The sequence below is a fragment of the Roseovarius sp. MMSF_3298 genome, assembly GCF_030733705.1.
Taxonomy (GTDB): domain Bacteria; phylum Pseudomonadota; class Alphaproteobacteria; order Rhodobacterales; family Rhodobacteraceae; genus Roseovarius; species Roseovarius confluentis.
Genome location: NZ_JASHIN010000037.1, coordinates 17,254 through 27,507, shown reverse-complemented (window position 1 = coordinate 27,507; position 10,254 = coordinate 17,254). Strand labels below are relative to the sequence as shown.

Here is a 10,254-nt window from a genome sequence, read left to right as displayed (position 1 = left end):
CCCGTCATGGGCCGGGCCGAGTTCGTGGCGCTGATGGCGATGCTGGTGGCCACGGTCGCCTATAGTATCGACGCCATGCTGCCCGCCCTCCCCGCCATCGGGGCCAAGCTGTCGCCCGACGCGCCCAACCAGGCGCAGCTGGTGATCGGCAGTTTCGTGCTGGGCCTCGGCGTCGGCACGTTCTTCGTCGGCGCGCTGTCCGATGCTTATGGCCGCAAGCGCGTCATCATCTGGGGAGCCGCCCTCTACTGCGCCGCCGCGATCCTGGCGCTCGCGGCCCCCACGCTGGAAACCGTGCTCGCGGCCCGCGTGTTACAGGGGCTGGGCGCGGCAGCGGCACGGGTCATTGCCATCGCCATCATCCGCGACATCTACAAGGGGCGCGAAATGGCCCAGCTGATGAGTTTCGTCATGCTGGTCTTCACCCTCGTTCCGGCAATTGCACCAATGGCCGGCGCCGGGATCATTGCAGTCTTCGCGTGGCGCGGCATCTTCGTGTCCTTCCTCGTCTTCGCCGCGCTCAGCACTTTCTGGATGTGGCTGCGCCTTCATGAGCCCCTTCCGCGCGACCGACGCGTGCCCTTCCGGACGCGCAAGCTGCTGCATTCGGCAGGCGAAGTCATCCGCCACCCGATGGCGCGCCTGTCAATCCTCGTGCAGACGCTGTGCCTTTCGATGCTCTTCGCCTCGATCAGCTCGATTCAGCAGATCATGGATATCACCTATGGCCGCGCCGAGGAATTTCCCTACTGGTTCGCCGGTGTCGCGACAGTCGCCGCCTTGGGCAGCGTCATCAACGCCGCCCTCGTCATGCGCCTCGGGATGCGCCGCCTGATCCAGATGGCCCTGGTGATCGAAACCGTCGTCACACTTGCCGTTCTGGCGACCTTCCTCGGCGGTTACGGCGGCAACGGCCCCTTCGCACTCTACTTCGTTTGGCAGGTCATCGTCTTTTTGCAACTGGGCCTCACGATGGGCAACCTGAACGCCCTGGCGCTCGAACCGCTGGGTCATATCGCGGGCATGGCGGCCTCGATTATCGCCGGACTGTCCACGGTCGGATCCATTCTGCTGGCCATGCCCGTGGGTCTTGCGTTCAACGGGACGCCCATGCCCCTGCTGATCGGAGTCGCGATCTTCGCCAGCCTCGCGCTCCTGCTGACGCAGTTCATGCGCAAGCTAGACCGCGACCCAAACCCCGGGCTCTGACCACTGACAATTTATTCGGTATACTGTCGCATACCGTCTGGTCAAAACCGCTTTCATGGTCTATGACGCGCTCAAGACTCACGCTTTGTCATGTCCTGATCGAAAGGTATTTCCGATGGCCGACACCTCCAATCCCGATATCGTCTACACCAAGGTCGACGAGGCCCCCGAACTGGCCAGCGCGTCCCTCCTGCCCATCATGAAGAGTTTCGCCACCGCCGCCGATATCTCGGTCGGCACCCGCGACATCTCGCTGGCGGGCCGTATACTCGCCACCTTTCCCGATCACCTGAGCGAAGACCAGCGCGTCAGCGACGACCTCGCCGCCTTGGGCGAACTGGTCAAGCAACCCGGCGCCAACGTCATCAAGCTGCCCAACATCTCGGCCTCCGTGCCGCAGCTCGTGGCGGCCGTGCGCGAACTGCAAGGCCAGGGCTATGCAATCCCCGACTACCCGGAAACGCCCGAAACCGAAGCGGAAAAAGAGGTCCGCGCGCGCTACGACACCATCAAGGGTTCGGCCGTGAACCCCGTCCTGCGCGAGGGCAACTCCGACCGCCGTGCCGCCGCGCCGGTCAAGAAATACGCCCAGAACAACCCGCACCGCATGGGTGATTGGTCCTCCGACAGCAAGACACGCGTCGCCTCGATGGACGCCCATGACTTCTTCTCTAACGAGAAATCCGCCACGCTGGACGGCGCCGCCACCGCCAGGATCGTGCTTGAAGGCGCGAATGGCGAAACCGTCCTCAAGGACGGCGTCAGCTACCCCGCCGGCACCGTCGTCGACGCCACCTACATGAGCGCGTCCGCCCTCGACGATTTCCTCGCCGACGAGATCAAGAAGACCAAGGACGAGGGCGTGCTCTTCTCCATCCACCTGAAGGCCACCATGATGAAGGTCTCCGACCCGATCATCTTCGGCCACGCGGTCCACGAATGGCTGAAGCCGGTGTTCGACAAATACGGCGACCGGATGAAGGAACTGGGCGTGAACCCCGCCTCCGGCATGGGCGACCTGCTGGAGCGCGTGAAGGACGAGCCCGAGATCATGGCCGCCATCGAGGACTGCCGCGCGGCGCGCCCGCCGATGTACATGGTCGACAGCGACCGCGGCATCACCAACCTGCACGTGCCCTCCGACGTCATCATCGACGCCTCCATTCCCGCGCTCATCCGCTCGGGCGGCAAGGGCTGGGGCCCGGACAACAAGGAACACGATGCCGTCTGCGTCATCCCCGACAGTTCTTATGCGCCGGTCTATGACGAGACCATCAAGTACTTCAAGGAAAATGGAAAACTAGATCCGGCCACCGCCGGCACGGTGCAAAACCTGGGCCTGATGGCGCAAAAGGCCGAAGAATACGGCAGCCACCCCACCACGTTCGAAATCCCCGAGGACGGCACCGTCAAGATGATCCTCGACGACGGCACCGTGCTGCATTCGCACGAGGTCAAGAAAGGCGACATCTGGCGCTCTGCCTCGACCCGCAAGGCACCCGTCGAAGACTGGGTGAACCTCGCCATCGAACGGCAGAAGGCCACCGGCTACCGCGCCATTTTCTGGCTGGACGAGAACCGCGCCCACGATGCCGAGCTCATCTCCTTCGTGAAGCCGATCCTGGAAGCAAAGGGCGTCGCCGACAAGTTCGAGATCATGGCCCCGCGCGAGGCCACCCGCGCCAGCCTCGAGACCATCACCAAGGGCGAAAACACCATCGCCATCACCGGCAACGTCCTGCGCGACTACCTGACCGACCTCTTCCCGATCCTCGAACTGGCCACCTCGGCCAAGATGCTGTCGATCGTGAAGCTGATGAATGGCGGCGGCCTGTTCGAGACCGGCGCGGGCGGTTCTGCCCCCAAGCACGTCCAGCAGTTGCAGTCGGAAAACCACCTGCGCTGGGACTCCTTGGGTGAATTCTGCGCCTTGGGCGAAAGCTTCAAGTTCCTGGGCGAGACCAAGGACAACGCCCGCGCCCGCATCCTCGGCGAGACCATCGAGGAAGCCACCCAGGGCATCCTCGACAACAACCGCTCGCCCTCGCGCAAGGTCGGCGAGCCGGACAACCGCGACAGCCACTATTGGTTCGCCCGCTACTGGGCCGAGGCACTGGCCGCGCAAACCGACGACCCCAAGCTGGCCGAGGAATTCGCACCCATGGCCAAGGCGCTCGCCGAAAACGAACAACAGATCGTCTCGGAACTCGCCGCGGCCCAAGGCAGCCCGGCCGACATCGGCGGCTACTATCACCCCGACGAAGGCCGGCTTGCCACCGTGATGCGCCCCAGCCCCACGCTGAACGGCATCATCGGCACATAACCGGCAGACTATCGTAAAATCAAAGCCGCCCCGGTCCGACATCGGGGCGGCTTTTTTCAAGACCCGTCCAACCTTTGAACGATACGCCACTTTATCCGGCATCGGCCCGACGGGCGCGGGCATCGCGGCACATCTGCGTGGAAATGACAGCCTGCCTGCCCTATCTCACCTGGATGGACACCACAGACCCGCCCACCGTACCCCATTCCCCGATCGAAGACACCCAAGGCATCGCCCTAGGGGTGCTGCTTTGCGGCGTCGGCATCCACATCCTGACGACCGTGGGCCTCATCACCGGCCAGACCGCTGGCGTGGCCGTGATCCTCAGCTATCTTTCGGGCTGGTCCTTCGGCGTGGTCTTTTTCCTCATCAACCTGCCCTTCTACGCGCTGGCCTATGGCAAGCTCGGGCTGGAATTCACCGTGAAGTCACTCGTCTCGGTGGCGCTGCTCTCGGTCGTCACCGACCTCCTGCCACTCGGCTTCACCATCGACCACCTGCACCCCGCCCTCGGTGCTGTCATCTTCGGCGCGACAGTGGGCATGGGGCTGCTGGCCATGTTCCGCCACAAAAGCTCGCTTGGCGGTTTGGGCGTCGTGGCCTTCTGGGTGCAGGAAAAAACCGGCTTTCGCGCCGGCTACGTGCAGTTGATGACGGACGCGGTGATCTTCACCGTCGCCGCCCTGCTCTTTCCGCTCAGCGTTGTGGGCTGGTCGCTCCTGGGCGCGCTGGTGCTGAATCTCGTGATCACCTTCAACCACAACCGCGAACGCTATATTGCCAATTAAACCCGTAGGGTGGGTGAAACCCACGCCCCCCTGCGCAGCTATTGCCCCCGCCCATGCGTCCTGGCATACATCTCCGCGATCATCCGGCTGGCTGTCTTCTCGAACGCGAACGGCAGAACCGCATGGATCAGGGCACAGAACCCGGCGGCAAACAGTTTGGCGCTGAACGATCCCGCGAACCGGGCATGTTCCAGATAGGTCTCATCGACCTTCTGCGGGTGGGAAAGGAAAAGACGGGCCAACATGGGAAACTCCTGTTAATCGGTTTTTCTCAATCTATCAGCATCACCCCGAGACATTTTCTCAGCCTTCAGCCAAATTCGCTTTTATTCGTGAAACTTTCCCACTAAAACTCAATCATGTGGAAAATCGACGGCTTTGACCGGAAAATACTGCGCGAACTGCAACGCGACGCCAGCCTCGGGCTTGAGGACATCGGCGCCCGTGTCGGCCTGTCGCGCAACGCCTGCTGGCGCCGCATCAAGACGATGGAGGAGGCCGGCATCATCCGCGCCCGCGTCACGCTTCTGGATGCCGCCAAGCTGAACCTCGGCCTGACCGTCTTCATCCAGGTCCGCGCTGCCCAGCACGACGCGCACTGGCTCGAAACCTTCGCCCGCGCCACCCGCGCCATGCCCGAGATTCAGGGCGTCTACCGCATGACCGGCGATCTAGATTATCTGATCCGCGCCCGCGTGGCCGATATGGCCGATTACGACCGCCTCTACCAGGCGCTCGTCGCCCGCGTGCCGATGCGCGACGTCTCCGCCAGCTTCGTGATGGAGGAAATCAAGGACACCACGGCCTTGCCGATTTAATTGCGCGCCCCCGACATGGTGCCGAAAAAGTCAATGTCCTCCACCGTGATCACCCCGCCAAGGATGACATAGGCCGCAATCGCCCAAAGCACGAACGCCACCGCCGTCACGATGATGAATTTCTTGCGCAGGTGGTGCTTTTCGGGGGACCCCTTGTGCGTCCCTTCCACCGTGGTGCCCGCCTCACCTTGCGTCTGGATGCGGATCGGCAAGGCGATCAGAAAGGTCATGAACCAGATCACCAGAAACAGAACGATTCCCGACGCAATCCCCATCAGACCTGCTCCAGCTCGACAAGACAGCCGTTGAAATCCTTGGGATGCAAAAACAGCACCGGCTTGCCATGCGCGCCGATCTTGGGCTCGCCGCTGCCCAGCACCCGCGCGCCGTTTTCCTTAAGGTGGTCGCGCGCCGCGATGATGTCCTCCACCTCGTAACAGACATGGTGAATGCCGCCCGCCGGGTTCTTTTCCAGGAACCCGTTGATCGGGCTGTTTTCACCCAACGGATACAACAACTCGATCTTGGTGTTGGGCAGCTCGATGAAAATCACCGTCACGCCGTGATCCGGCTCGTCCTGCGGCGCGCCCACATTGGCACCCAGCGCGGTGCGGTACTGATCCGCCGCCGCCTCGAGGTCGGGCACGGCAATGGCCACGTGGTTCAGGCGTCCGATCATGGCGCTCTCCTTGGTCTGACAATTCTTGTCCACGTTATGGGCCGCACATGCGCCGGGGGCAAGCGACACGCCGACGCAACCCGCCAGTTCGCGCGATCCGGAAGATTTTCACCGACCGCTTAACCCTTCATTAGCCAACCCTGCCTAGCTTCGACTCACCTGGTGCCGGAATGGAGCAGCACAATGGATGACAATGACAGCCTGACACTTGCCAACACGCCGACCGCGCGACGCCCGCTTCTCGGCCTGACCATACTCGTGGTCGAGGACAGCCGATACGCCTGCGAAGCGATCCGCCTGATGTGCCTGCGCAGCGGGGCGCGCATCCGGCGGGCCGACTGCCTGCGTTCGGCGCGCCGGCATCTTTCGGTTTATCGCCCGTCCGTGGTCATCGTCGATCTGGGCCTGCCCGACGGCTCCGGCCTCGACCTGATCGCGGAACTGGCCTCGGCCATTCCGCGCGTGACCGGCCTTCTGGGGCTCAGCGGCAATACCGACATGGCGGCCGAGGCGATCAATGCCGGCGCCGACGGCTTTCTCGACAAACCGCTCGACAGCCTCGCGGCCTTTCAGCAGGGCGTGCTTACGGCGCTGCCTGAAACCTTTCGCCCCGCCGGTCCCCGGGCGGTGTCGCAGGTTCGGATCACGCCGGACCCGATGGCCTATCGCGATGACATGCACCATGCAGCCAACCTTCTCGAAGATCACCGCGATGGTCCGATGCTGGATTACGTGGCGCAGTTTCTCGATGGCGTTGCCCGCGCGGCCGACGATACCGCGCTGTTGGAGGCCACGAACGACCTGGCCGAACTTCGCGCGCGCGGGCGCACGCCCACTGCCACGGTCAAGGCGCTGACGGCCCTGGTGCAGGACCGGATCAGCCGGCGGGTCGCCATCTGATCTCCTGCAAACCGGGGCGCGTTAGCCCCCTTGCGCCGGGTCGCTGCCCCGCCGCACCAGCCGCGTCAGGTCGGCCAGCCGTTCGATCTGGCGACCGTCCTGGTCAAAATTCTCCGGCGCCAGCCAGAACTGGTAGGCCTCCGTCAACGCCGGCCAGTCCTTGTCGATCACGGCGAACCACGCGGTGTCGCGGTTCCGGCCCTTGACCACCGTGGCCTGCACGAACACCCCCTCGAAGGTAAACCCGAAGCGTTGCGCCGCCCGCCGCGACGGCATGTTCAGCGCATCGCATTTCCACTCGTAGCGCCGGTAGCCGGCCTCGAACGCCCATTGCATCATCAGGAACATCGCCTCGGTCGCCGCCCGCGTCCGCTGAAGCTGCGGCGCCACGGCGATGAACCCCACCTCGATCGACCCCGCCTCGGGCTTGATCCGCAGGTAGGACGCGAACCCGCCATAGGCGCCCCGGTCCTTGTCGTAGATCGCGTAGAACAGGATCGCGTCCTTGGCCGTCTCGTCCCGCATCCAGCGGTGAAACTGCGCGGCCGAGGCGAAAGGCCCCACCGGCATGTAATCCCACACATGGTCATGCCCGTCGAACGCCTTGAACAGGATCGCGGCGTGGCGGTCCGCCTCCAGCGCCTCCAGCCGCACGTAGCGCCCCTCCAGCGGCGCCATGTCCGGCACCGGCGGCGCGGTCCAATCGGGGATCTTCGGCCCCACGGGGCGGTCATCTGTCATCTGCGCCTCATCTTTCCCACCGGACAATAGCCAGACAAGGCGCTGAGAGGAAAGCGAAACATCAGAGGATCAGTTTCGGGTCGGCGCCCATGTCTAGCCCGGGAAAGATCGTGCCCTCGACCTGCGCCCGGTCAAGCGAGAACAGCCCGCGCATCGCCCAGCCCGCGATGGCGCGCACGTCCCGCGTCGGCATCAAATCGCGGCGTTGGTACAGGTCCGCCTCTGCCAGCCCCGGCCAGTCGCCCAGAACGTGACCGCCGCGAATCGCCCCGCCCGCCAGCAGCATCGCCCCCGCCGTGCCGTGATCGGTGCCCCGACTGCCGTTCAGCCGCGCCGTGCGCCCGAATTCCGTCATTGCCAGCACCGCCGTCTTGCCCCAGACATCGCCCAGCTCGTCGCGCAGGGTCAGAACCGCCTCCTGCAACGGCGCCAGTGCCCGCGGCAGGGTCCGCTCCTGTTGGGCATGGGTGTCGAACCCGTTCAGCGAAAAGGCCGCTATCCGGCTGTCGCCCCGCAAACGCTCGGCGGCGAAGCGTGCGACACTGCCCACCCGATCGCGGTCGCGCGTGGGACGCATATTCTCCTGCATCGCGTTCATCATGTCAGCGGTATCAAGCGTGCCGTCCCCCGCCAACTCCGCCATCTCGGTCTGCGACAGGGCAATCGCCTCGTCCATCGTCGCCCGAAACAGCGGGTCGTCATGCATCACCCTCTCCAGCAGCCGCTGCGCCTGCGGGCTCAGCGCCAGCGCCGCCTCGGGCGACCAGTTTGCCACCGGCGCGTCGCCCGACAGGATCAGCATGTCCTCGCGCCCCACCGCATAGGCCGTCTCGGCGGTGATCCCCGGCATCGCCTGCAACATCCGGTTCAGCCATCCGTCTCGGTCACGACCCAACGCGTCCTGTCCCGTGCCGGCCTCCAGGATGTCCTGTCCGTCGAAATGGCTGCGCTTGTCGCGGTAGGGGGTCGAGACAGCGTGAACGAACCCCAACTCGCCCTTCTGCCAAAGCGGCATCAGCCCCGACAAATCGGGATGCAGCGCGAAGATACCGTCCAGCGCCAGCCCACCCTGCGGCGCGGCCCCGCCGCGCAACGCGGCATAGCCCGGATCGCCCACCGGGCGCACCACGTCCAGCCCGTCCATCGCCCCGCGCAGGATGATCACCACCAGCCGCGTGTCCCACGGCGCGCGCGCCATCGTGACCGGCGTCACCAGCGGGCTGGCCGCCAGCGAACAGCCCAGCGCAAGGCTCCGGCCAAGGAACGCGCGACGTGAGGTATCGGTCATGCTCGGGTCTCCTGTCCTACATTCTCTGAAACGCGGGCGAGGCCAGCACCAGCCCCACGCCCTCGGCGCGTGTTTCCGCCGCCTTCGCGGCAAAGCGCACCGGCTCCGGCGCATCCGGGCCCAGCGCGACCTCGACGAACTCTCTCGGGTCCGGCAACAACCGCATCACGCGAAACGGCACGGTCATACCCCATTGCAGCCGCGCGGCCATGCGCTGCGGCGTGATCCACGCGCTATCCGCCTCGGGCCAGCCATCCGGACCGGGCGGCATGCCCCAAGTCTGGCCCATCAAGGTCATCGGGTTCATCATATCGCGCCGCAACAAGCGGGGCACGTCCGACAGGTGCCGCGGAGCGATCCCCAGCGCCCGCAGGCTCGACCCGACAAAGTCGATCGGCTGCTTCACGTTGCCCGCCGCGTCATGCCAGGCGGCAGGGTGGTCCAGCATCGCCGCATAGACCGCCACAAGCTGCCCGCCATTTTGCAGGTAGGCATCCCGCATCCGGCGTACCATGTCCGGATCGGGCGTATCGCCGGTAAAATGCATCGCCAGCTTCCGGGCGATATGGTCCGCCGTGTCAGGATGCGCGGCCAGGTCCTCCAACACCTGCACCACGCGGTCCAGCGTCGGCGTATCGCCTCCGTAAGCGCGCCCCATGAACGGCAGGACGCCCGGCTCCGCGATGCGCGCACGAAAGGCAAACCCGTCCGACCTGCGATAGGACAACCCTGTCAAAAGCGCCGCAAGGTCGCGCACATCCCCCTGCCCATAGGACCCGCCCACGCCCAGCGTGTGCAACTCCATCAGTTCCCTCGCAAGGTTCTCGTTCAGCCCGACCTGCCCGCCGTGCCGCTGGGCCGCAATGCTGTTCGGCCCGGCCGAGCGCACCTGGTCGAGGTAGAGCAGCATCAAAGGATGTGTCACCGCCGCGATCAGCATGTCGGCGAACCGCCCCGCCAGGTTGGGGCGAACCGCGTCCTCGACAAAACAGGCATGGGCATAGCGCAGCGGCCCGCCCTTGGAATGCGCGGTGAAATGATCGCCCCAGAAAAAGGCCAGCCGCTCGCGAAAGCCGTCCTCGGTCAGCGCCCGCCGCAACAGCGTGTGGCGAAACCAGCCCATGTGCGTGTCGCGAAACTCCCGGCCCAGTTTGCCGCGCCGCGCGGCGGCCTCCTCGCGCGCGGCGTCGGTTTCGGCGCTGCGCACCGCGCGACTCAGCTCAAGGATCGCAAGATCGAGATCACGCGCCACGTCGAACCCATCGACCGGAAATCGCTGTGCCGCCGCATCGGGCCCCGACACGGCCTCCAGCATTGCGGCGGCGTCCGTAGGGGCGGGAATGTCCGGCGAGAGGCCGCACCCGAAACGGCGCGCGGCACGCAGGGGATCAAAGGTCATTGTCAAGCTCTCGACGGTCGGTCATGCGTCACATATGGGCGCATCCTACAGAATTTCACACGCCTTGCCTTACGATTTCCATGCGCCCGACAATCGGGGCCGGCACCCC

11 protein-coding genes are annotated in these 10,254 nt (G+C 65.1%); 5 read left to right on the top strand and 6 right to left on the bottom strand.

From position 1 onward, the window contains the following. The first annotated feature begins 6 nt into the window (after window positions 1-6). From RBB18_RS21190 to RBB18_RS21180, 3 genes are all read left to right on the top strand, one after another. Entirely contained in the window at window positions 7-1,209 is a 1,203-nt protein-coding gene (locus RBB18_RS21190) for an MFS transporter (protein ID WP_103762496.1), read from the top strand. A 115-nt stretch (window positions 1,210-1,324) separates the two neighbouring features. Beyond that, window positions 1,325-3,532 (top strand): NADP-dependent isocitrate dehydrogenase, encoded by a 2,208-nt coding sequence (locus RBB18_RS21185; RefSeq protein ID WP_306112421.1) that lies wholly within the window; start codon window positions 1,325-1,327, stop codon window positions 3,530-3,532. A 143-nt stretch (window positions 3,533-3,675) separates the two neighbouring features. Further along, on the top strand, window positions 3,676-4,320 hold the full coding sequence (locus RBB18_RS21180; RefSeq protein ID WP_306112424.1) for a YitT family protein: 645 nt from the start codon (window positions 3,676-3,678) through the stop codon (window positions 4,318-4,320). A gap of 38 nt (window positions 4,321-4,358) precedes the next feature. Here the strand turns inward: RBB18_RS21180 and RBB18_RS21175 are convergent, their stop codons facing one another. Then, window positions 4,359-4,565, bottom strand: a complete 207-nt coding sequence (locus RBB18_RS21175) for a DUF6356 family protein (protein WP_306112420.1) — start codon at window positions 4,563-4,565, stop codon at window positions 4,359-4,361. 114 nt (window positions 4,566-4,679) lie between these two features. Between RBB18_RS21175 and RBB18_RS21170 the strand changes: the two genes are divergently transcribed. Continuing rightward, complete coding sequence (locus RBB18_RS21170) at window positions 4,680-5,138, top strand: Lrp/AsnC family transcriptional regulator (RefSeq protein ID WP_274592575.1); 459 nt, start codon at window positions 4,680-4,682, stop codon at window positions 5,136-5,138. Here the strand turns inward: RBB18_RS21170 and RBB18_RS21165 are convergent. Both RBB18_RS21165 and mce read right to left on the bottom strand, forming a co-directional pair. After that, on the bottom strand, window positions 5,135-5,413 hold the full coding sequence (locus RBB18_RS21165; RefSeq protein WP_103762180.1) for a DUF1467 family protein: 279 nt from the start codon (window positions 5,411-5,413) through the stop codon (window positions 5,135-5,137). The genes RBB18_RS21170 and RBB18_RS21165 overlap by 4 nt on opposite strands. Beyond that, window positions 5,413-5,817, bottom strand: a complete 405-nt coding sequence (mce, locus tag RBB18_RS21160; protein ID WP_274592576.1) for a methylmalonyl-CoA epimerase — start codon at window positions 5,815-5,817, stop codon at window positions 5,413-5,415. Before mce ends, RBB18_RS21165 begins: the two co-directional genes overlap by 1 nt. A gap of 183 nt (window positions 5,818-6,000) precedes the next feature. Here mce and RBB18_RS21155 point away from each other — a divergent pair, with 183 nt between their 5' ends. Beyond that, window positions 6,001-6,717, top strand: coding sequence for a response regulator (locus RBB18_RS21155; RefSeq protein ID WP_306112419.1), 717 nt, complete (start codon window positions 6,001-6,003; stop codon window positions 6,715-6,717). A gap of 21 nt (window positions 6,718-6,738) precedes the next feature. Here RBB18_RS21155 and RBB18_RS21150 read toward each other — a convergent pair whose 3' ends face one another. From RBB18_RS21150 to RBB18_RS21140, 3 genes are all read right to left on the bottom strand, one after another. Next, window positions 6,739-7,458, bottom strand: coding sequence for a GNAT family N-acetyltransferase (locus tag RBB18_RS21150; protein WP_306112418.1), 720 nt, complete (start codon window positions 7,456-7,458; stop codon window positions 6,739-6,741). Between the two features lie 61 nt (window positions 7,459-7,519). Next, a complete protein-coding gene (locus RBB18_RS21145) occupies window positions 7,520-8,746 on the bottom strand; it encodes a DUF1501 domain-containing protein (RefSeq protein ID WP_306112417.1) in 1,227 nt (408 codons plus the stop codon). Window positions 8,747-8,762: 16 nt separating this feature from the next. Then, window positions 8,763-10,145, bottom strand: a complete 1,383-nt coding sequence (locus tag RBB18_RS21140) for a DUF1800 family protein (RefSeq protein ID WP_306112416.1) — start codon at window positions 10,143-10,145, stop codon at window positions 8,763-8,765. Window positions 10,146-10,254 lie beyond the last annotated feature (109 nt).

Coding starts and splice junctions, on each gene's coding strand:
- RBB18_RS21170 (WP_274592575.1), top strand. CDS start 4,680: ATGTGGAAAATCGACGGCTTTGACCGGAAAATACTGCGCGAACTGCAA.
- RBB18_RS21140 (WP_306112416.1), bottom strand. CDS start 10,145: ATGACCTTTGATCCCCTGCGTGCCGCGCGCCGTTTCGGGTGCGGCCTC.
- RBB18_RS21190 (WP_103762496.1), top strand. CDS start 7: ATGGGCCGGGCCGAGTTCGTGGCGCTGATGGCGATGCTGGTGGCCACG.
- RBB18_RS21185 (WP_306112421.1), top strand. CDS start 1,325: ATGGCCGACACCTCCAATCCCGATATCGTCTACACCAAGGTCGACGAG.
- RBB18_RS21175 (WP_306112420.1), bottom strand. CDS start 4,565: ATGTTGGCCCGTCTTTTCCTTTCCCACCCGCAGAAGGTCGATGAGACC.
- RBB18_RS21155 (WP_306112419.1), top strand. CDS start 6,001: ATGGATGACAATGACAGCCTGACACTTGCCAACACGCCGACCGCGCGA.
- RBB18_RS21145 (WP_306112417.1), bottom strand. CDS start 8,746: ATGACCGATACCTCACGTCGCGCGTTCCTTGGCCGGAGCCTTGCGCTG.
- RBB18_RS21150 (WP_306112418.1), bottom strand. CDS start 7,458: ATGACAGATGACCGCCCCGTGGGGCCGAAGATCCCCGATTGGACCGCG.
- RBB18_RS21180 (WP_306112424.1), top strand. CDS start 3,676: ATGACAGCCTGCCTGCCCTATCTCACCTGGATGGACACCACAGACCCG.
- RBB18_RS21165 (WP_103762180.1), bottom strand. CDS start 5,413: ATGGGGATTGCGTCGGGAATCGTTCTGTTTCTGGTGATCTGGTTCATG.
- mce (WP_274592576.1), bottom strand. CDS start 5,817: ATGATCGGACGCCTGAACCACGTGGCCATTGCCGTGCCCGACCTCGAG.